This window comes from Nitrospina gracilis 3/211, assembly GCF_000341545.2.
Classification (GTDB): Bacteria; Nitrospinota; Nitrospinia; order Nitrospinales; family Nitrospinaceae; genus Nitrospina; species Nitrospina gracilis.
On record NZ_HG422173.1, the window covers coordinates 1,443,149 to 1,464,290 of the forward strand.

Genomic DNA, 21,142 nt, shown 5'->3' on the forward strand with positions numbered 1-21,142 from the left:
TTTCCCTTACAGATAAGGGGAAACCAGACCTGAAATCAGCTTCCAGAAGGGAGGTTGTGAATGGGTCTTTATAGACAGAAGCGAAGTAAGGTCTGGTGGATGAGTTACTCGTTTCGAGGGTGCCAAGTCCGTAAATCCACGGGAACGACGAGTAAAAAGATTGCTGATACAATCTATTACAAGGTCCAAACCCAGATTGCGGAGGGTTCTTATCTGGAATCAACGAGGGGCAAGAACAAGACATTTGTGGATATGGCCGAACGGTATCTGAAGGAAGTGACACCGGATAAGAAGCCGAATACACAGAGAGACGATAAGTTCTATGCCAAGACATTGACCAAGTTTTTTGGCAAGTTTTACCTCAATGAAATAACTCCAGATTTAATTACCCAATATGTCCTCAAACGTAAAAGAAAGTAGGACCGAGTTCCATTAACCGTGAGCTTGCGTTTCTTTCTGCTTCCTTCAACAAAGCCTTCAAGCTTTGGGGGTGGAGCCGTGGAAATCCTGTTTGCACTATTAAACGGGAAAAGGAGCGTAAGCGGGTCAAGTATTTCTCTGATACAGAATTTCAAAAAATCTTTGAAAACTTGACCGAATGGGTTCGCCCCTTGGTGCTGTTAGCCAAAAATACCGGATTGAGGAAAGCGAATGTTGTTAGCCTCAGATGGTCTGAAGTGAATCTCAAAGACAGGCTTGTTATTTTGGAGGGAGAGGTTATGAAAAATTCTGAATGCCTTGGAGTTCCTTTAAATGATACTGCTTGGAAAGTGATTAAAGGCCAAATGAGGGTTAGGCAACTTCAATCCCCGTATGTATTCTGCAAGAAAAACGGGGAACCTTATACCGGCTGGGGGGTGTACCAGGCCTTCAAGAAAGGTTGTGTGGATGCGGGTTATCCTGACTTCCGGTTTCACGATTTGAGGCACGATTTCTGTTCCAAACTGGTTCAATCAGGAATCGATCTCTACACCGTGAAGGAATTGGCCGGGCACAGGGACATCACCACCACGCAACGCTATGCTCATCTAAACCGGGGCAGATTGAAGGAAGCGGTTTCGGTCCTTAAATGATTATCATAATTTTATCATACCTACTAAAAAAGGACTCACAGCAAAGCCTGTAAGTCCTTAATTAATTGGTGAGCCGTGAAGGAATCGAACCTTCAACCTACTGATTAAGAGTCAGTTGCTCTGCCAGTTGAGCTAACGGCCCACCCTTGTATATATATGTATAGATTTCTTCACCGATTCCGCGTGCGGGTAAATTAGCACGGTTGCATGCAAATAACAAGATTTGGTCGCGTGCCGGTTTTGCGGTTTTTGAACCCCTGGAAAAAACCGGAGAGCGGACGTGTCAACGCTTCACCAATGACGGGTCCACCTGAGTTTTCCTTCGTTTACCCCCTCAAGTTTTCCAACCCGCGGGAACTCTCCCTTCACCCCAATATAAAGTTGAACACTTTGAACTGTGTCGCGCCGACCAGGGTGGACAGTCCGCCGAGCAGGAGCGACGCGAACAGGTACATGAACGCCTTGTCGCGGTCGATGCGCGTCTGCACAATGTCCGTCAGAAGCCCCAGCCCCAGAAGGCCGAAATAGAGCACCCGCTGGATGTTCCACAGGTTCTCCTCGCCTTTCAGCGGTTCCTCCCGGAAGCCGGGGAACCGGAGTTCGTTGTATATGCAGGCCGCGTAGAGTGCGATGAGGAAAACCACCCAGATTTTCTTCAGCAGGGTCAGGGTTTCGTCGATTTTCTGGATGCTGGGTTCGTTGTCGGCCATGGCTTGGTGGTTCCGGAGGGGGCAATTTCAATAAAACCTTTCGCGGGAATCCGGCATCGAATCGATAAACAGACAGGAATCGCCACCCGTCCTCCCGGCCCCTTCAGGAGGTCCGAACGGGACGCCGTTTTTCTTGAAATATATGGTATAATCCGGCCATTCCAACGACAAATTTTTCTTGCCCACGGGATAAGACGGATTGGTTGGCCCTGCTCAAAGTTTCAGGTAAACCCTTATTTTGAAAGGATTTGTTATGGCTATTCGATTGGGAGACACTGCGCCGGATTTCTCGGCGGAAACCACGGAAGGCAATATCAATTTTCACGAGTGGCTGGGGGATAGCTGGGGCATCTTTTTTTCGCATCCCAAGGATTACACCCCGGTCTGCACGACGGAACTGGGACGGGTGGCCAACTTGAAGAAGGAATTCGAGAAACGCAACGTGAAAGTCATCGCTCTCAGCGTCGATCCTCTCGACAGCCACAAGGGTTGGATCAACGACATCAACGAAACGCAGAACTGCACGATGAACTACCCGATCGTCGCCGACCCGGACCGCAAGGTCGCGCAGATGTACGACATGATTCACCCCAACGCGCTGGATAACATGACGGTCCGCTCCGTGTTCATCATCGGTCCGGACAAGAAAGTGAAACTGACGCTCACGTACCCGGCATCCACGGGCCGCAACTTTGATGAGCTGTTGCGCGTCATCGATTCCCTGCAACTGACCGCCAACTACAGCGTGGCCACCCCCGCCGACTGGAAGAACGGCGAGGACTGCGTGGTGGTTCCGGCCATCAAAACGGAAGACATTCCCGCAAAGTTTCCGAAAGGTTTCAAGGAAATCAAACCATACCTGCGGATGACCCCGCAACCGAACCTTTAATACCAAAGCACAATCCGGCCTGGATGGAGCGCAACCTCCATCCAGGCCGAAATTCCTCTCATCCTCTAATGAAAGTGTTATGAAGAATTCCCCCTCGTCGAACAATCCCAAAACCGCGCCCGAATCCGGCAACGCGGAAATCGATTCCCTCATCCGCCTGCTGGACGACCGCGACGCCTTTGTCCGAGAGCGCGTGCAGGCACGGCTGATAGAGTTGGGCGGAGAGGCCCTCCCGTTTCTTGAAGAGGCGCGGAGCGTGGAGAACCTGGCCCTGCGTGCGGAAATCGCCCAAGTTTTAAAGCGCATCGAACCGCGTCTGATCGAACAGGAGTTTGAAGCCCTTGCCCAAATACCCGTCAGTGAGGATCTCGACCTGGAACGGGGGGTGTGCCTCATCATGCGCTACGGTCACCCGGATGCGGACCCGGTGCAGGTGGAAGAAATACTGGACAACCTGGCTGCGGACCTGGCGCCTCGAATCCGTGTGCAGGCGCGTGCGTCGGAACTGGTGCGGGCCCTCACCGACTTTCTATTCCACGAAAAAGGATTTCACGGCAACAAGACCGATTACTTCAACCCCAGCAACAGCTACTTCGACACCGTGCTCTCGGAGAGAACGGGTATCCCCATCACCCTTTCAGTGCTGTGCATTCTGATCGGGCAACGGCTCGACCTGCCGATTTCCGGCGTCGGGCTGCCGGGCCATTTTGTCGTCCGCTGCGATACGGACAAGGACCCGGTGTTCTTCGATCCCTTCAACGACGGCCGGATCGTCACCCCTGCGGGGTGTGAAGAGATGGTGAAGGGTTTTGGCATCCAGTTTGAAAAAAATTTTCTTTTGCCCGTCACCAACCGCGAGATCCTGATCCGGATGCTCCATAACCTGATCATGATTTACAACCGCACCAACGACACCGACAAGGCAGAACAGCTCACCGAATACAGCCGCATCCTCATGCAGAGGAAATGACTGCCAGCATGAGTAGCAGGCCGTAAGCCACGAAGCAGAAAGCCGATTCGTACGAAGGGGGAGGGGGTCGGCAAGCACCTTCCCGGACCGCTATTGCGGGTCCATTCACATTCAAATGATTCATCAATCCACCGCATCAAGGAGTGCGCATGGCCGTCATCGACTGTGATTCGCCTTATCCGATTAGTGGGAAAGGAAAAGTTTCGTATTCGTTTTCAAGTACCGCCACCCAGGCTATCGCCAACGCCGTTGCGAAAGTGCAGGAACAGGCGGACGTGCTGGCCGGGCTGGAGGCCCTGAACCATGAATGCCGCGTGGAGTGCCCTCACCGAAGCGTTTCCACCGCGCAATACACCATCACCCGGCGGTGGTCCACCTGGACCTCGATGTGGGATTTGATTGCCAGCGTTTTTCATTTCGAGTGGAAGTACAGCGGACATGTGGAGTTCGACTGGAGCGCCAATGTCCGGTGCGGTCGGCCGCCCCACATTGGCATCGAACCGCCTCCCTCTCCGTTCGATCTGGAACCCGAGGGGCAGCCTTTCAAGCCCGGCGATTTCGATATGATGTCTTCCACTTCCGGTGTCCGGGTGCTGGACTCCGAAACCCAGGCAGCGGTGCCGGGAGTGGCGGTGCAGTTCAAAGTGCACTCCGGACCGTTCCGGTTCGATCGCGGCGCTCAGCAGGCCCGCGCGGTATCGGATGAATCCGGCCTGGCGTCCGTGCCGGGAACGTTTTTGAAAACGGGGGCATCGATCGTGTCCGCCACCTGGGCGGATGGAACCGGACCCGAAGCGTTTTTCCTGCGTCAATCCGGAGCCACCACGTTCAACCTGGATATAAAGGGAGCCTGCGACGTCTCCGCTGATGACGGAAACATCCGCGTTCGTGTCCATGCTACGGATATGGCGGGTCGTCCGGTTGCCGGTGCGAAATTGAAGCTGGAAGGACAGTACGACCGCCGTCTCTCCCGCACGGTTGTCGAAGGCACTGTTCAGGACCTGGGCGGCGGAGTTTATGAAGGCGTTTTGAAAGCGCACGAGGCCGGTTCGCTTCTGCTGTATGTGGAGGACCCTTTGACCGAGGCAGCGCAATCCCGCTGGATTTGCGTGAAACCGGGAAAGGCCGCGGCCATCCGGATCGTGGGCAACACTCGACCCCGCATTCAGCAACCTTATGGAGAGATCACACTCCGCACCCGTCTCGAAGATCAATTTGGCAATGCCCTGGACCCCGCCCGGATTGTATGCTCGGCCAACGGGGCGGAGGTTCCCCTGCAGACGGTGGAACATGACGAAGGCAGGTTCGTTCTTGTCCAAAAGGGACATCAAACGGTGGACGTTGTCTTGTCGGATAAGGAAAGTGAGGTGACCGCTCAGCAACCTGTGGAGTTTCCCGCCGTGTGGCTGGGTCGCCCCGGGCTTGTCTATGAAGGGGACACGTACATCACTCCCTTGTATCTGGCCCCTCCGCTGGAGCGGGAGGTCACGGAAGGGCAGGTGAAGGTCCGCTTTGATACGAAGATGGTGGCGTTTCAAAAATTTTCCGAGGCGCCGGACTTTAAGGGCACGGTGGAACGGGTGACCGACGCGCCGGGTGACACGCTGCTATTCAATCTTGCGCCGGAAATCGCATTGACGGCGGAAAAGTTTCCCGATGGACTGTACCTGGGTGATGTGGTCTGGCAGTGCCAGGGTGTGGGCGAAACCTGTTTTTCCACGTCAGCGATTCTGTCTCCGGAAACACCTGCGTACGTTGACTGCCTGCCGCAGAAGGCGCGACTGGCCGTGGCGTGCGTTTGCGTCAACATCATTCACCCTTCGTTCGACCACATCCCCAATCGACGCACATGGGAACGGGCCATCAATGCGATCGAACGACGCGCTCAAATTTTCGGCACGGCCATCTCTGCGAACGTAACGCGTTGTTGTCCGCACATGTCCGTCCGCGTTCAGCGAACGGCGTTGAGTCGGCAGGAAATTCGGCAAATCACGCAGATTGTCGGTACGCGGGGAATCTCCGCAGTCTCGGATTCGCAGAAGTTCAGCAATCCGGCGCGGTTCCCCAACGAGCCCATTGAATTCGGGATTCGCGAGAACTGCATCAACATTTACGTGTGGCCGTTCAGCCGCGCCAACCCCAATTACCGGGAGCGCGGAGACACGCACATTGGTCCGGTTGCGGGCCGTTCGACGGGGCTGGCGGGGCGTTGCGTCATTGATCCCGTTGTCGCCGCCAACGAACGCTATGCCGTGGCACACGAAATGGGTCATGCGATGGGCTTGACCCATGCCAGCGCGGGAGGGGAGCGGTTCAATCTGATGTGGCCGCAATCCAACCGCGGCGCGAATCTGAATGAAGATCAATGCAAGACGATTTGGGCCGCGCAAACGACTTATCCCTGTTAGCCTCTGAAAACCGCAAAAGTCGACTTGGTTGTCCGCCGTTGTTGCGGAAACGATGGTTTCCGGCAAGGGTAGTGTGCAGGAGGTGAAAGGTTTTGGCATTCAGTTCGAAGAAAGTTTTCTTTTGCCTGTCACCAACCGCGAGATCCTGATCCGCATGCTCCACAACCTGATCATGATCTACAACCGCACCAACGACACCGACAAGGCGGAACAACTCACCGAGTACAGCTGCATCCTATCCTCATGCAGAGGAAGTAAAGAACCCGCCTAAAGCAACGCAATTTGGTGAAAAGCGTCGTTTTTCTTCCAAAGGCGAAAAGCCAATTTCATTCTTTCTGCCTACTTGCTGGAATTCTTGGGACCTTCCCTTATACTGAAAGTAGCCATATCTTTTGTGACTCTCCCGAAAGTTTGATGGTTTGAAGAAAGGCAAAGCCTGTATTGGTAAGAGAATGAATTCGGAAATAGATGGAAAATTAGAAGATATTTATCATCTCGCGATGAAAGAAAACGAATGCGGGAACCGGGAAGTACATGTTGTTGAATTGTTGAACCATTATTTGCTGGTCGATCAAGAAAATCCGGATGCATTGTACCATTTGGGAAGAAACTACATAGCGCTTGGAAGGTGCGATCTCGCTCTCAAGCCTCTTAAAAAAGCCTTGGACTTGTTTCCCGATCGGCACAAAGGAGATATTTGTTTTGTTATTGCTGACTTGTTCGAAGCAAGTAGACAACGACAAGAGGCCAAGCGCTGGTATCAATCAGGGATTGAACGTTCAGAAACTATCAGGATTAGTTCCTGGATTTTAATGGGAGCAAACCTAGCAAGACTTGAAGAGTTTTCAAGTGCTCTTGAGTGCTATGAAAATGCACTGGATGCGGAACCGGATGAAGCTCATCATGAATTGAGAGCGGAAGCGCGTCTGAACATGGGCTTTGTATACCGGGCTATGGGAGATTATGGTGAGGCCTTAATTTCTTTTAATGATGCAAAAGAGATGGATCCATGGGATGAGAGGGTACAAGATTCTATCGGGGAGTTACACGGATTGGAGAAAATCTGGAATACATTGGAGTCATTGAAAAATTTGAAAAAAGAAAACTCCCCTGATTGCGATAATGAAATTAAGAAATTGCTCGATTGGATTTTCGTCCAGGCAAGAATAGAGTTTGAAATAGAAGATAAGGATGTGACCGTTATTGAGCTGTTAAGGCAATATTTGGAATTCAGGAAACAGGATGCCGAAGCCTGGATGATTTATGGACAGGCTCTTCGTATTATAGGAAGGGCCCGTGAAAGCTTGGAGGCGTTACAAGTTGCTTTGGATTTAAGTCCGGAAGAAGATCAGCATTGGGTCTGTTTGGAAATAGCATTGTTGCACGCATTCCATAGATCAGGCGAGGAGGCTGCTATGTGGTTTGATAGAGCTTTGAGCTTGGAGAAAAACTTAGCAGTATTGTGGTTTGAAAAAGCTGAAAACTCGGCCACATTGGCAAACTGTGAAGAAGCATTAACATGCTATCAAAATGCTCTGGATTTGGATGATGGATCCGTGAAGGTTCAAAATATCTATTATCGAATGGGATGCATTTGGAGGGGATTGGGTAATTACACGCAAGCCATTAACGGTTTTAGGAAGGCTCTCCTTATAGAACCAACAATGCTGGATTCGAAAATGGCTCTCCAAGGTTTGGACGGCATTGATGAGACTATCAAGGTTTGTCGTCAAATTTCCAGTTAATTAGTGGCTTGGGAAATTGATCCTCACGATATTTTATCGGATATTTGAATTTCATTTCATTGGTTGGGCGGATAGAACTTGCGGTTTTTCAAGGTAATTCAAGTCTTTAGGGCCTGATGCCGGGGCCATCCGGGGTGTGGGTCAGTTAACGTATTGTATTTACAGATTTTAATTTTATGTTACAATTAAACCACAATTTCTTTCCATCTAAAGGTGTGCCAGGCATGGGAACAGCCTGGTTTCAGAGGGGCGATAAACAATGAGGGTAGTCGGAAATCCACCAAGGAATGTGCAGGGTTTTTTCCCAAGTGCGGATGCGTTTTTGAGTTTCTTTTTCAAGAAATGCGTCGCCAAACTGGGTAGGGCTGAGTCATGATTCCACATTCTACTTCCTGGAAACCGAAGGTCGCACTGGTTTTGGCTTTGCTGTGGTCGTTTCCGCACTTTGCCTTTTCCAGCATCCGCAATCACGACAAACCGGTACACGTTTCACCTGCATCCTTGAGTACATCGAAAGAACTGTCCAGCATTCTGGTGAGCGGTTTCGCCTTTTCCCAGCCCGCACGCGCTTTGAAGGAAACCATCCACCGTGTGTTGGAGGTGGTTACGGAAGAAGGCCTGAAGAAGGATGCGGAGCAACGCCGCGTTGTATTGCGCCAGGTCATTCATGACCGGCTGAATTTCAACCGGTTTGCCCAATCCACTTTGCAGGGGCACTGGCAGGCCCGCACGTTTGCAGAGAAGCGGCGTTTTGTAGGCCTGTTGCAGAAACTCCTTGAGCAGTCTTTTCTGCAATTCATCGAGAACTACCAGGAAGGCACCCTGCATTACCTGCAGGAAAGCGTGAAAGGCGAATTTGCGCTGGTGAAAACCCGCGTCATCACCCCCGCCGACACGGTTTCCATCGATTACCGGATGGTGCTGGAAAACGGCGAATGGCGGGTGTTCGATTTTTATATCGACGGCGTCAGCATCGCCCGAAACTACCGGGCGCAGTTCCAGAAAATCTTGAAACGCGAATCCTTCCAGAACCTCCTCGACCGCCTCGAAGACCAGACCGCCTGAGGCCATCCTAACCATCTTCAATTTAGAATAATTTCAACCGGTTTCAGAACCGGTAGCGCACACCGAAGAGGACCTGCTGTGTTTCGTAGGAGGTGTCGAGGTCGCGGCCACCCAGGGTCAGGTTGGGGTCCTGCAGGTATTGCAGACGGAATTCGCCGGTCAACACCCATTGCGGATTGATGTCGGTTTGAAAGCCAAGCATCAATTGCCATGCACCGACCACGTCGCTGGCGGAATCGGGAAGGTTGCCGACAAAGTTTGCCGATTTGGTTTGCACCCGGACGACGCCCAGACCGACACCCGCTCCAATGTAAGGGGCCATCGGCAGTTTGTGGTCGCGAATTCTAAGGGGAACGTCGAAGTAGGCGTTGACCATCGTGGTGAACGCGGAGAAGCTTCCAGTGGACGAGACGCTGGTCTGGGGGTTCATGCCATCGAAAGAGTTGTAATTGTAACCCAGTTCGAGTTCCAGGCGGTACGGTTTGTCAAACCGGTACCCGGCCGCGCCCAGAAAACTGATTCCCGTATCGAATTGAAGCGTGGCCGCACCCAGGGTGTTGTCGAATTTGGCGGTGCCGCCGAGCTTTGTAGAAACATAAGGATTTCCCGCCCACGCTGCATTCGCTCCGAAAACCAGTATCCATCCTGCCGCCCAACCTGCAAGTCGCTTCATGACTCTCCCCAAACGAACAAAAAGATTTAAATCATAGCCGAAGGCGCACGATTGTCAATAGTCGTTGGGGAGAGTCGCGAAACGTGGACGAACCTTACTCAAAATCGAACCGGACGCCAAGAACCAGGTCATGGCTGTCCAGATCCGTTTGCGCACGAACCCCGCCGAACTGGAAATCCGGGTCGGTGGTCGCAAAATACCGGTAGGAAGTGAAAAATGACAGACGGTGGTTGTGGCGGTATTGCAGACCGCCGATAAACTGGTATGCGAAAACCGCGTCGGTATCCGTGTCGGAAAAACCGAAGTTGTCTTCCAGGGAAGACGTCGCCAGTCCGAGACCCATCCCGAGTCCGACGAAAGGCTGGATCTGGTGGCGAACGGGGATATCGTAGTACCCGTTGACCATCAGCGTGGCGGCGCCCACGTTCCAGTCACGAAACGCAGGCAGGGGCTCATCCACACCATTATTGCGGAATGCGACTTCGCCCTCGATTCGAAAGTTGTCCGGCAGGTACATTCCCGCAGCCGCACCGCCCACTCCGCCAAGGCTCACATCCTGTTCGCCGCGTGGATTGCCTGCCACCCGCGAACCGGAAAAGGAGGAATCCGCATCGGTGCGGAAAGAAGGTCCGATCATCAGGCTGAAATATTTTTTATTCGCCGCATCCACCGGGCCGGGGATGGCGAAGGTGAGAGCAGTCAGGGTCACAATCAAAAAGCGTTGCATGTGGTTGCGTTCTCCTTTCCAAAAGTAAGGGTTTCATATAGACCGTGGGCGGCAGGTGGCACCGCACGACAGCATTTTGTCAGATGCTCACAACTGGCGCACCAGTTTTTCCATGTGCTCGATCTGAGGTTTGGAGGCGAAGCCTTTTCCAAACCGGTGTTGCTCGTAAAATCCGGTGATTTCGCGGACACAATCCAGCTTTTCCTCGGGGAGACCGGACAGGTGTTCCATGAACTCCAGGTGAGTGGAGGAAGGGGGTTTGTGGATGCCCCGTTTCTCCAGTTTGCGAAGCATTTTTTGGTACAGTTGGGCCGCATAGGGTGGGGTGGGTACCCAGAACCATCCTTTCCAGAACCGGGTTCGCGGCAACAATAACAGGAGCGCCGCCAGCACGGCAATTCCCACCCAGATTTCCGGCCGGTTCCCCAAAGCTTTCAACAGGTCGTCAAACGTCAACGATCGGATTTTCTTGATCTGGGAGGTGAAATCGTGTGCCCGGCGGTTGAAGAACTCGACCACTTTCACCTGGTCCTTTGCGGAGTATTTGACGATGTATCTCTGCCAGTAAAGACGCATCATGTCGTAGGTGCGGGTCAGTGCGTTTAACTGGTTTGAACCCGCGTTGGGGTCGGGGGGAGTCGGATCGTACGTTTTCCATCCTTTGCCGGGAATGTAAGCTTCCACCCACGAGTGTGCATTGGCCTGACGAACGATCATGTAATTTCCCATTTCGTTCCACTCCGTCCCCATGAATCCATTCACCATTCGTGCAGGGATGCCGTTGATCCGGAGTAAAAGCACCATGGCCGACGCAAAGTATTCGCAATGACCGGTCTTCCGTACAAACAGAAACTCATCGATGGCGGAAAGCCGGGTTTCGCGTTTCATGTCCATGGAGTAATTGAAGTGCTGGAGATGGTTCATGATTTTCGATGCCTTCAGCTCTGCGGGGTCCGAATCATTTACCAGCGTGGGGGCGAACTGTTTCAGCCGGTCGCTGAGTTGAGGCAGTTGCAGGTGAGGGGACGGGCCTTTTTGCAAAAAACTCAGGTCGGGTTGGATCGGCAGGCGAAAGGCATGGTAGTCCGCCCCCAGGTCCGAGACCATGGAAAACCGGCGTGGACCCATGCGGTTGTCCGTGGTTTTGAACACCTGGCCGTTATCCATCTGGATACGTTCGAATGTTCCGTCTATCTTCATTGGCACCCCGTGGGTGAAAATCACAGGGGAGTCAAACGATTCCATGTAAATTTCCTGCTCCACCACGGTGGTCGGGTTAGGGACGTGAAAGAGAACCGTATTGGTTCCGGGCCGGTGGCGGGACCGCCACACCATGGGCATGGTGGACCGCCACGTTTGCCCGTCATAGTGGTCCAGCGCCACTCCTCTCCAGAGTACTTTCGACTTCGGCCGGTAGGGTCTGTCGTGGCGTGTGAATTCGACGCGCATGACCACGCTCTGGTTTTTCTTGATTTCACCCACCTCTCCCAGCCGCACCTGGTCGGAAAATCCCGTGACCGGGGAACTGCTGGTGGCCAGTTCGAGAAATCCCAGCCCGAAACGCGGAAAACTGAAAAAGATGGTGGCGGTGATCACCAGGCTGACCATGATCATCAGTGAAGACAGCCCGAACAAGGAACCACGGGCGGTGTCGGCTTCCCCGATGAACCGGAAGGCCTGCGGGGCTGCGCGGCTTCCGACCTTTTCCACCATCATGTGATAAAACATCAGGGCCCAGCTTAGGATCAGGTAAAACGCCAGGAACATGAAAGCGAATACCAGGTCCTGGGTGAAAATGGCTCCGATCAAAAGACAGACGATGGATACCAAATATCCATACAGGTAGTCGTTCAATTCGGTTTTATACAAAAATCGTGAGAGAAGAACGAAGAGGAGAAACCCCGTTACCAGGTCCAGCATTTTCGGCTGGAATAAAAAGTAAATTACGGGCAGGACGATGAGTCCGATTTTCCAGAGGGAAAACAGGCGATGTGGCATCACCGGGATCTTCTTGCTCCATTCCAGTATCCAAAACGTTCCCAGCATGGTTAGAACCAGGATGCCGAAAGAAAGCGGAATCACCTCTCCCAGAAGAAGGCAGGAAACGGCAAGAAAGGCCAGGAGGTAATTCAAGGAAATAAAACAGGTTCTCACGCGCATGGACAAGACCCTAGCAAATTGACAATTTCCAACCCGTTTGGCTACAATGGCGGGCGTTCCAACCAAAACGCATACCCGTACCGGTGGCGTCCCGCTTTCCGGACAATGCGGTTTTCCCCTATAGTTTAATTGAAAATCCGGGAGACAAAATGCATAACTTGATAAGAGTTGTTTTTATAACCATTTTCATGGCGTGGGGGATCAGTTCCACGGTCTGGGCGGGAGAGATTGCGGTCATTCAAACCAAATTCGGCAATATGAAAATCGAATTTTTTGAAGACCAAGCCCCGGGCCATGTGAAGAATTTCAAGGATCTGGCCAAAAAAGGATTTTATGACGGGACCCTGTTCCACCGGGTGATTCCCGGTTTCATGATCCAGGGTGGGGATCCCAACACCAGGAACCAGCAACGCGAGATGCACGGTATGGGCGGTCCCGGCTACACCATCGATGCGGAGTTCAGCAATATCCCGCATGACCGCGGCATCGTGTCCATGGCACGCGCCCAGGACCCCAACAGCGCGGGCTCGCAGTTTTTCATCGTGGTCAAGGACGCGCATTTTCTGGATAAAAAATACACGGTTTTCGGCCGGGTGACCGAAGGAATGGAGGTCGCGGACAAGATTGTCAGTCAGCGCCGCGACCACAACGACAATCCGTTCGACCCCATTGCGATGAAAGTCATCATTAAGAAGGACAAATAACCCGAAATGAAACGAAAGATACATTTTTCATATAAAGGAAGGAAATTATCATGGCAAACGCAACAGCGGTGATTGAAACCGTTCACGGGACCATAGAGCTGGAATTTTTCGAGGACAAGGCTCCCGGGCACGTCAAGAACTTCAAGGACCTCGCTCAAAAGGGGTTTTACGACGGCACGACCTTTCACCGGGTGATTCCCGGTTTCATGATCCAGGGCGGCGACCCCAACAGCCGTGATGAAAACCGGTCCAAGCACGGCACCGGCGGGCCGGGTTACAATATCGATGCCGAATTCAACGACGTCAGCCACAAACGGGGCGTCCTTTCCATGGCGCGCGCGCAGGACCCCAACAGTGCGGGCTCGCAGTTTTTCATCGTGGTCAAGGACTCCACATTTCTGGACCGTCAATACACCGCATTCGGCCGTGTGACTACCGGCATGGACGTGGCGGATAAAATCGTCAACGAGCCGCGGGACCAGAATGACAACCCCCACAATCGCATGGAGATCAAATCCATCACCATCAAGGAAGGTTGAGGGTTTCCATGGAAGATGAACTGTTTATAAACATTTACCAGTTTATTGGGGAGGACATGCTTGTGGGGCGCACCACGCCGGACGGTTCCCCATCGGCCGAATCCCTTCGTCATTACATCCTTGAAAACTGGGATAAATACAGGAAAATTTCCATTTCCCTGGAATCCATCGTCAAGATCACCCGCACGTTTTATGACGAGGCGTTCGCCAAGCTCCTGGAAGACAAAACCCTCGAGGAGTTCAACGAAAAAATTTATTTTCCTGATGCCAAGGAGGCGTTTGTGAAGGAAATGAATCAGGCGTTCAAGTTGCGCCTGAAGATCATCGCTTCCAAAAAGGAAAGGGAATCGGGGGACGGATTGGGATTTTAAAAGGATAGGAAGGCGATTTTCAGAAGGGACCGGCCGTTTACCCCGTTGCGGGGTAGCGGCTGCAAGCCTTTACTTGAGTTTCGTTTTTTCAATCAAGTCGATCATGGCGTAGGCAAACTCTTCCGCCACGTCACCATCGGCGGCGGTGACGATGCGGTCGTTTACGGTCAGCTTATCTTCCGCAACCACCGCGCCCACGCGATCCAGTTCCGGCAGGCTGTATTTGTCCTGTGCCGCGGCCAGTTCCAGGTTGTTGATCAACTGCGCCTCCGCCAGGCAGGGAACCGCGTTGCCCAGGGCCCCCACAACCATATTGCTTTTATATCGATCGATCAGCAGAATTCGCAGCAAATTGTCTTTCCACAAATATTTGCGTGCCCCTTTTCCTCCCACCACCACGACACCGTGAAACACTCCCTTGATCTGGCGCGTTCCCTTGCCGTCGGTGACGTAACTGTCGCCGGTAATGCCTTCAATGGAATCCACGATCAGTACATCGGGTATCATGCGGCCGCCGTTGTCACCCACGGCTTCCTTGAATTTGCTTGAGGCCACGCGAACGTCCGCGCCTTCTTTCAGAAATATCTCGCGCGGGATTTCCAGCTGTTTTTCGTCGTAGTAATCCTTGGGAATGATCATCAGGATGTTTTTCTTCAGACCTTCGAGACGTCCCATGATCTTGCGCTCCTTCCTCCGGGCCGGGGTATGCTTCCGGCGGTCACTGGTCAATGAGGATGCTCAGTTTATCACAATGCGGTGCAGGTAATATTGGCGGTGCCGGGCCACTTGCTCCGTCCGGTTCAACAAGAACCGGTGAAACCGCTCCTGATGCTCGCGAGGGAATGCGGAATCCTGACCCCAAACATAATTTGAATCGAACATGATATGGGTTGCGCCCAGCGATTGCAACCGCTGAAAAACCTCTTTTTCGTTTTCTGCAGACTGAAGAATTTTTTGCAGGGTGTGCGCCTCGAACACGCTGTCGCTGATGAAGTCGCGGTGTGCCAGGTAGCCCAGGTTGCGCATGTAAACGAATAGCACGCGTCCGTCTGGAGTTACCCGTGTGTTCATCATCCGGTACATGGGAAACGCGCTTACGTTTCGGGACAGGTACGCTTCCCTCGACTCGTCACCCGTAAGGTACGCGAGGGGATCTTTCTTGTTCCATGTCTCAAGCGCAAGCAGGACGTTGAAAACCAGCCCAAGCGCGATCAGTCCCGTCCACGCGCGGTGAAGCCAAAACCCGAAATCTTCCCGCGGTGTTTTAGCTTGCCATGCTTCCAGTCCGTACACCAGAAGAAGCGACAGGAAAACCAGGGCGGGGGCAAGAAAACGGATGTATTGAAAGTAGACAAACCAGAACAGAATGAGGACACCAAAGGTCACGGCCAGCGGGCCCAGCCGTCGCCGTCGATACAACCACACCCCGATCACCGACGGCAGAATGATCAGGTAAGCGATACCCAGGCGGCCATCGAACCGCAGCGAGTGGGGTTCGCTGTGGAACGTGAGGTTATAGGGCAACATCAAAAAATCGACCAAACCCCGGCCCATGCCGAACATCCGGACGTACTGGTCCATCATGAGCGCGCGGGCGGGGTCCCAGTTTATCCGGTCCTGTCCGCCCAGGACCTGCATGAACAGGGGCGCAAACGGATTGCCCGAATAAATAAGATTGCGGGCCCACCAGGGGGCCATGCAAAGAAAGACCACCCCCGTAAAGACGAACAGTTCCCCCAGGACTCGCATGCCGGAGGCATTGTGGCGCCGCGCCCACACAATCCCCAACGCCGCCAGCGGCAGCACGATGAATCCCGTCAGCTTGGTGGCGAAGGCGCAGCCGGAAAACAGGCACAGGAGCCCGAACCAGAATCCGTGCCCCGTCTCGCGCCAGCGTTCCCAGGAATAAAACGCGAAGAAAACAAAGCCCGCCAGGGGCAGATCCACATAGGCGGAACCGGCGATTTCCGTGAAGGTCGGCACCGAAAAGAAGACGGCGGGCACGAGCCAGCCGTAGCGGCTCCCCAGGTAGCGTCGGTAATAAGCTACCAGCCCCACCGCCAGCGTCGCCGCCTGCCCCACACCCAGAAGCGCGGGCAGACCTTCAATCCCGAGCGTCAACCCGAACAGGTACACCATCTCGAACAGCAGGGGAAAAAAGGAATACATGTTGTTGGGCAGGTTCACCACACCGTGGTGTTCCAGGTAGGCCTGGGGAATGGCAAGGTGGTAAACCAGCGCATCGGTGCGGACCGGCGGGGCCCAGGCCAGGGTAATCGCAAATACGGCCAGCCCTCCCAGCGCCAAAATGGATAAGATTTCCAACTCGAACCGGTTTCTCCAGAACGGCCACATGGAAGGGTTTCGCAAAACTTTCCACAAGGCGGCGAGAAAAGGAGGAACGCGGTTCCGTGCCAGGAGGAAAAGGAAAAACAGCATCGCCCAGCCGGTGACCGGATGGAGAGCCCCGAGAAAGGCAAGGGCCATCATCAACCAGGCGGTGAGGGTCATCCCGAGTGTAACGGAGACGGCCGCCGCTTCATGCGGGGACGCCCATCGAACGCCAAAAATGGCAGCGATCCGGGCGCCGGCGAGGCCCCAGGTAATAACCGTTAAGATGGTGAGAATGAGGGCCATGCAACCACCCGTGCAAAACCGAAGACCGTAGAACGCCCCCGGTCCACTTTAAAGCCTGCTGTTGTAAGGTTTTGATTGTAAAACGGTTTACTGGGATTACCGAGCCCCGGGCGGGAGAACGGTGGACACGCAGGGCGCTCCCCGAAAGGGTAATTTTTTATTGACACTGAACCAAGATGGAATATAATTTGGTCCTCATTTTTGCCAATGTTCAGAGTGCCCGCTGAACCGCCAAGCATTGGTACTATAACAGATTTTTCCCGGTAACTTGTTTGCCGTCTTATTATTCATTTGGATGCCTGTTAAATTCCCTTCAGAAAGGATCATTTCAATGAAAAAATCACTGATTGCATTGGTTGTAGCCGTATTGACCATGTTTGTGGCAAACGCGGCTTTCGCAGGTGGTGACTGCCCGCAGAAACGCAAAACCAAAAAAGCTCCGGGTTCGGTTTATTCCAAAGATAAGACCGCAAAAGCCGATGCAAAAAAAGGCAAAGCGTTGTACACCAAAAAGGCCAAGCCGATGGCCTGCCAGATGTGTCATGGTAAAAAAGGAGCTGGCGACGGTCAGCTGGGTAAAGCGCTGAAACCCGCTCCGCGCAACTTCACCTGTGCCAAGACCATGAAAGACGTGACCCCCGGTCAGATGTTCCACATCATCAAGAACGGTTCTCCGGGAACCGGTATGGCTCCGTTTGGAAAAACGCTGAGCGACAAGGACATCTGGAACGTCGTCAAGTACATCCGCGAAGAACTGATGAAGTAAACCGGTTCTTTGGGTTATAGTTTTAAGAGGGCAGGGCGCTACCGGCGCCCTGCCCTTTTTTTATTTCTCAAACCGCCTCCTCATCCCGGTATGGTATGGTGACTTGACTTTGGAGGAGTGGCCCGACCATGTTCCGAGCGGTTTCCATTTTGATTTTCAGTTCATTTTTCTGGGCCGGTACCGCCCAGGCAGATGAGCCGGGAAGCGCCGACCGGCCCCTCACCATGATGTTCGTGCCCTCCGGTGAAGCGCAGGTGATCCTGAAAGGCGGCGAGGAGATCGCACGTCGCCTCACGGCCGTCACCGGCCTTCACTTCAAAGCGTCCATCGCCACCAGCTACGCCGCCGTGGTCGAAGCCATGGGCGCTGGCAAGGTGGACATCGGCTGGCTCACCCCCTTTGCCTATGTGCTTGCGAAAGAGCGTTACGGAGTGGAGCTCCTGCTCATCGTCCAGCGTTTCGGCAGTCCCTTTTACCGGGGCCAGATCGTGACCCGCACCGACAGCGGCATCCGAACGCTCGAAGACCTGAAAGGAAAACGCTTCGCTTTTGTCGATCCGGCCAGTACCTCGGGTCACCTCTACATCAAGACGTTGCTCAAGTCCCGCGGCCTTTCCCCGGAAAACCATTTAGGAAAAACGGTGTTTGCCGGGTCGCACAACGCCGTGGTGCTTTCCGTGCTGAAAGGCGAGGTGGACGCCGGGGCCACGTACGACGACGCCCGCGCCGAACTGGTCAAATCGTTCCCCGACATATTCGAGAAAATCCGCGTCATTGCCCACACGAAGGATATTCCCAACGATACCGTCTCTGTGCGCAAACAACTCCCGGCTGAAATCAGAGAGCGCATCAAGGAAGGGTTGATCCACCTCACCAAAATCCGGGAAGGCTCGAAGGTTCTGAAACGAACTTACGGCGTGAGCGGTTTCCTGGATTTCGACGGATTGTACGATCCCGTGCGCGAGGCCGGACGCCTGCTCAACATCGATCCCACCCGGGTGGAAGGAAAGTGAGGCGTTGCCATGCTGATCCTCGACCGCGTATCCAAAACGTATGGCGACGACACCGAGGCGGTGAGGGAGGTATCGTTCGAGCTTCAGCCCGGAGAGTTTGCGGTGGTGCTGGGCCAGAGCGGGGCGGGCAAGTCGACGCTTCTCCGTTGCATCAATCGGCTGGTGGAGCCGACGGCGGGCCGCATCGCACTGGACGGAGAGGACATCACCGGCGCGCCGCCGGACCGGTTGCGGACCCTTCGCCGCCGGATCGGTATGATTTTCCAGAATTACAACCTGGTGGGAAGAAACAGTGTGCTGACAAACGTGCTGGCCGGGAGGCTGGGCTATACGCCGCCGTCCTACGCTCTTCTCAATCACTTTTCCCCGCAGGATGTGGAGGAGGCGCATGCCACACTTTCGCGGCTGGGCATTGCTGACAAGACGCATCGCCGTGCTGACAGCCTGAGCGGCGGTCAACAGCAGCGCGTCGGCATCGCCCGGGCCCTCATGCAACGTCCCAGAGTCATTCTGGCCGATGAGCCGGTGGCCAGCCTCGACCCCGCCACCGTGGAGTCCATCCTGGAAACCCTGCTGGATATCAACCGGAAAGACGGCGTCACCATTTTATGCAATCTGCACGTCCCGGAACTGGCGCGCCGTTTCGGCAGACGGATTCTCGGAATGAAGGCCGGCGACCTGGTGTTCGACACAACTCCGGATGCCCTCGAAGCGGCCCAGATTGATGTGCTTTACGACATGCCCGTCTCTTTGTAGATTTTCCTTGTCTCAGACCCCGTTCAGTTATACATAATAAGAGCGGCCCAACCTTATTGAGTTGCCTGAATCGCTCCGACGGACTCTCACTCCAGGAATGCATGAACAGTTACCTGCGCAGCGGCATCGACACCGAATCCACCATCGCTTACTTCAGCATGGAAATCGGCATCGCCTCGGACATCCCGACCTACAGTGGAGGACTGGGTGTTCTGGCTGGCGACACGTTGAAGTCGTGTGCCGACCTGGGTTTGCCGGTGGTCGGCATCACCCTCCTTTACCGCAAGGGCTATTTCCGGCAGGAAATCACCGGGCAGGGTGAGCAGAAGGAGCACCCCGTCGACTGGCGGCCGGAAGACCACCTGCAAAGACTGCCTGGCAAGATCGTGCTGGATGAGATTGAAGGCCGTTCGATCATAACGCAGGCGTGGCTGTATATTTACACCGGCACCACCGGCAAACCAGTGCCCATTTTGTTTCTCGACACGGACCTGGAGGAAAATGAGGAGCCCGACCGCCGCCTTACCGATTCTCTTTATGCCGGTGACTCGGAGTTCCGCCTCAAGCAGGAGATACTGCTCGGCATCGGTGGCGTCAAGTACCTGCGGGAACTCGGGTTCAACCGCATCCACACCTACCACATGAACGAGGGGCATTCGTCCCTGCTCACACTGGAACTGTTGCGTGAGCACCAGCGCACGGTGTTCGAAACGTGGGACGAGGAAACCGTGTGGGACGTGGAGAAGGTGAAGAGCCTGTGCGTGTTCACCACCCACACCCCCGTCTCGGCAGGGCACGACCGGTTCGGCTTCGACCTGGTTGAGCGCGTGCTCAAGACCGGCATCTCGATGAATGTGATCCGCAGGCTGAGTGGCGAGGACTGCCTCAACATGACGACGCTAGGACTCAACCTGAGCCGCTTCGCCAACGGCGTGGCGTACCAGCACGGCGACGTGTCGAGCGGCATGTTCCCCCATCACCAGATCGATTTCATCACCAACGGCATTCACACATACACCTGGGTGCACGAATCGTTTCGCAAACTGTTCGACCGACACGCCCGTTTGTGGAAGAACGATCCCAAGTACCTGCGCGAAGCGATGTCCATTCCACGCGATGAAGTGTGGCAGGCACATCTGGAATGCAAGAACGAACTGTTCGACCGCGTCTCCAAAATGATGAGCGAAACCTTCGATCCGAATATCCTGACCTTGGGATTTGCCCGCCGCGCGGCGGCCTACAAGCGGGCGTCGCTGATGTTTCGTCACCTCGACCGGCTGATCGAAATTGCCGAGAGCAGTCCCGGTTTGCAGATCGTCTATGCCGGTAAGTCTCACCCGAAAGACGAAGCGGGCAAACGCCTGATCCGGGAAATTCACGAGTTTCAGAAGAAAATCGAACAACGCACCAAAAAACTCAAGCTGGTGTACATACCCAACTACAACATGGATTTGGGGTACTACATCACTGGCGGGGTGGACGTGTGGGTGAACACCCCGATCCGCCCCCACGAGGCCTCCGGCACCAGTGGCATGAAGGCGGCGCTCAACGGAGTACTCAACCTGAGCATCCTTGATGGCTGGTGGGTGGAGGGTTGCATCGAGGGCGTCACCGGCTGGGCGATCGGCGACCTCGACCCCCGCCTCGACCTGTCTCCCGACGACCGCGACGACCTCGACTGCAAAAACCTTCACGACACGCTGGAGTCGAAGGTGATCCCGAAATATTATGAAGACCGCACAGGCTGGGCCGATATGCAGTGCCAGGCCATCGCCATCAACGGGTCTTTGTTCAACACCCACCGGCAGATGGAGCAGTACGTCACCAAGGCCTATTTTTCCTGCCGCTGAGTTCCCATTTGCGCCCAATCAGGCGGTTTCTTCCCCGTCTATCCTTGAGTTTCATTGGTTAGGGAATTGTGATACCTTAACTTGGA

At 54.1% G+C, this 21,142-nt stretch carries 21 protein-coding genes and 1 tRNA gene; 15 read left to right on the forward strand and 7 right to left on the reverse strand.

What is annotated here, in order from left to right; all coding sequences use genetic code 11:
* The first annotated feature begins 60 nt into the window (after positions 1 to 60).
* Both TX82_RS17295 and TX82_RS06835 read left to right on the forward strand, forming a co-directional pair.
* Positions 61 to 420: a tyrosine-type recombinase/integrase gene (locus TX82_RS17295; RefSeq protein WP_042250757.1), complete on the forward strand. Its 360-nt coding sequence runs from the start codon at positions 61 to 63 to the stop codon at positions 418 to 420.
* Positions 421 to 518: 98 nt separating this feature from the next.
* On the forward strand, positions 519 to 1,073 hold the full coding sequence (locus TX82_RS06835) for a site-specific integrase (RefSeq protein WP_275450600.1): 555 nt from the start codon (positions 519 to 521) through the stop codon (positions 1,071 to 1,073).
* 66 nt (positions 1,074 to 1,139) lie between these two features.
* Here the strand turns inward: TX82_RS06835 and TX82_RS06840 are convergent.
* Both TX82_RS06840 and TX82_RS06845 read right to left on the reverse strand, forming a co-directional pair.
* Positions 1,140 to 1,215: transfer RNA gene (locus TX82_RS06840), tRNA-Lys, on the reverse strand.
* Between the two features lie 223 nt (positions 1,216 to 1,438).
* Positions 1,439 to 1,783, reverse strand: a complete 345-nt coding sequence (locus tag TX82_RS06845) for a hypothetical protein (protein WP_005008539.1) — start codon at positions 1,781 to 1,783, stop codon at positions 1,439 to 1,441.
* Between the two features lie 253 nt (positions 1,784 to 2,036).
* Between TX82_RS06845 and TX82_RS06850 the strand changes: the two genes are divergently transcribed.
* From TX82_RS06850 to TX82_RS06875, 6 genes are all read left to right on the forward strand, one after another.
* Entirely contained in the window at positions 2,037 to 2,672 is a 636-nt protein-coding gene (locus TX82_RS06850) for a peroxiredoxin (protein ID WP_005008540.1), read from the forward strand.
* Between the two features lie 79 nt (positions 2,673 to 2,751).
* Positions 2,752 to 3,642 (forward strand): transglutaminase family protein, encoded by an 891-nt coding sequence (locus tag TX82_RS06855; protein WP_005008543.1) that lies wholly within the window; start codon positions 2,752 to 2,754, stop codon positions 3,640 to 3,642.
* A 149-nt stretch (positions 3,643 to 3,791) separates the two neighbouring features.
* Complete coding sequence (locus TX82_RS06860; RefSeq protein ID WP_005008545.1) at positions 3,792 to 6,050, forward strand: hypothetical protein; 2,259 nt, start codon at positions 3,792 to 3,794, stop codon at positions 6,048 to 6,050.
* Between the two features lie 52 nt (positions 6,051 to 6,102).
* Positions 6,103 to 6,321, forward strand: a complete 219-nt coding sequence (locus TX82_RS06865) for a hypothetical protein (RefSeq protein ID WP_005008547.1) — start codon at positions 6,103 to 6,105, stop codon at positions 6,319 to 6,321.
* Positions 6,322 to 6,469: 148 nt separating this feature from the next.
* Entirely contained in the window at positions 6,470 to 7,795 is a 1,326-nt protein-coding gene (locus TX82_RS06870; RefSeq protein ID WP_042250759.1) for a tetratricopeptide repeat protein, read from the forward strand.
* 372 nt (positions 7,796 to 8,167) lie between these two features.
* Positions 8,168 to 8,860 carry an MlaC/ttg2D family ABC transporter substrate-binding protein gene (locus tag TX82_RS06875; RefSeq protein WP_005008552.1) on the forward strand — a complete coding sequence of 231 codons (693 nt, stop codon included), beginning with the start codon at positions 8,168 to 8,170 and terminating at the stop codon, positions 8,858 to 8,860.
* A gap of 43 nt (positions 8,861 to 8,903) precedes the next feature.
* Here the strand turns inward: TX82_RS06875 and TX82_RS06880 are convergent, their stop codons facing one another.
* From TX82_RS06880 to TX82_RS06890, 3 genes are all read right to left on the reverse strand, one after another.
* Positions 8,904 to 9,533, reverse strand: a complete 630-nt coding sequence (locus TX82_RS06880; protein WP_005008553.1) for an outer membrane protein — start codon at positions 9,531 to 9,533, stop codon at positions 8,904 to 8,906.
* A 94-nt stretch (positions 9,534 to 9,627) separates the two neighbouring features.
* Positions 9,628 to 10,260, reverse strand: a complete 633-nt coding sequence (locus tag TX82_RS06885) for an outer membrane protein (RefSeq protein ID WP_005008555.1) — start codon at positions 10,258 to 10,260, stop codon at positions 9,628 to 9,630.
* Between the two features lie 87 nt (positions 10,261 to 10,347).
* Positions 10,348 to 12,393 (reverse strand): transglutaminase TgpA family protein, encoded by a 2,046-nt coding sequence (locus tag TX82_RS06890; protein ID WP_187291930.1) that lies wholly within the window; start codon positions 12,391 to 12,393, stop codon positions 10,348 to 10,350.
* A 215-nt stretch (positions 12,394 to 12,608) separates the two neighbouring features.
* Between TX82_RS06890 and TX82_RS06895 the strand changes: the two genes are divergently transcribed.
* The 3 genes from TX82_RS06895 to TX82_RS06905 are packed head-to-tail and all read left to right on the forward strand — an operon-like array spanning position 12,609 to position 14,034.
* The gene (locus tag TX82_RS06895) at positions 12,609 to 13,124 is read left to right on the forward strand and encodes a peptidylprolyl isomerase (protein WP_042250764.1); all 516 of its coding nucleotides are present in this window, start codon (positions 12,609 to 12,611) and stop codon (positions 13,122 to 13,124) included.
* A gap of 50 nt (positions 13,125 to 13,174) precedes the next feature.
* The gene (locus TX82_RS06900; RefSeq protein WP_005008565.1) at positions 13,175 to 13,663 is read left to right on the forward strand and encodes a peptidylprolyl isomerase; all 489 of its coding nucleotides are present in this window, start codon (positions 13,175 to 13,177) and stop codon (positions 13,661 to 13,663) included.
* A gap of 8 nt (positions 13,664 to 13,671) precedes the next feature.
* Positions 13,672 to 14,034, forward strand: a complete 363-nt coding sequence (locus TX82_RS06905) for an STAS-like domain-containing protein (RefSeq protein ID WP_005008568.1) — start codon at positions 13,672 to 13,674, stop codon at positions 14,032 to 14,034.
* A gap of 69 nt (positions 14,035 to 14,103) precedes the next feature.
* On the opposite strand, the gene TX82_RS06910 is transcribed toward TX82_RS06905, so the two are convergent.
* Both TX82_RS06910 and TX82_RS06915 read right to left on the reverse strand, forming a co-directional pair.
* Complete coding sequence (locus TX82_RS06910; RefSeq protein WP_005008570.1) at positions 14,104 to 14,709, reverse strand: DJ-1/PfpI family protein; 606 nt, start codon at positions 14,707 to 14,709, stop codon at positions 14,104 to 14,106.
* A gap of 63 nt (positions 14,710 to 14,772) precedes the next feature.
* Positions 14,773 to 16,671, reverse strand: a complete 1,899-nt coding sequence (locus tag TX82_RS06915; protein WP_005008573.1) for an ArnT family glycosyltransferase — start codon at positions 16,669 to 16,671, stop codon at positions 14,773 to 14,775.
* Positions 16,672 to 17,002: 331 nt separating this feature from the next.
* Between TX82_RS06915 and TX82_RS06920 the strand changes: the two genes are divergently transcribed.
* The 4 genes from TX82_RS06920 to glgP all read left to right on the forward strand — a co-directional run bounded on the left by TX82_RS06920 (position 17,003) and on the right by glgP (position 21,056).
* The gene (locus TX82_RS06920) at positions 17,003 to 17,437 is read left to right on the forward strand and encodes a c-type cytochrome (protein WP_005008579.1); all 435 of its coding nucleotides are present in this window, start codon (positions 17,003 to 17,005) and stop codon (positions 17,435 to 17,437) included.
* 128 nt (positions 17,438 to 17,565) lie between these two features.
* Positions 17,566 to 18,450 (forward strand): phosphate/phosphite/phosphonate ABC transporter substrate-binding protein, encoded by an 885-nt coding sequence (locus TX82_RS06925; RefSeq protein WP_005008581.1) that lies wholly within the window; start codon positions 17,566 to 17,568, stop codon positions 18,448 to 18,450.
* Between the two features lie 9 nt (positions 18,451 to 18,459).
* Entirely contained in the window at positions 18,460 to 19,206 is a 747-nt protein-coding gene (gene phnC, locus TX82_RS06930) for a phosphonate ABC transporter ATP-binding protein (protein ID WP_005008584.1), read from the forward strand.
* Positions 19,207 to 19,307: 101 nt separating this feature from the next.
* Entirely contained in the window at positions 19,308 to 21,056 is a 1,749-nt protein-coding gene (glgP, locus tag TX82_RS06935; RefSeq protein ID WP_005008587.1) for an alpha-glucan family phosphorylase, read from the forward strand.
* Positions 21,057 to 21,142: the final 86 nt, after the last annotated feature.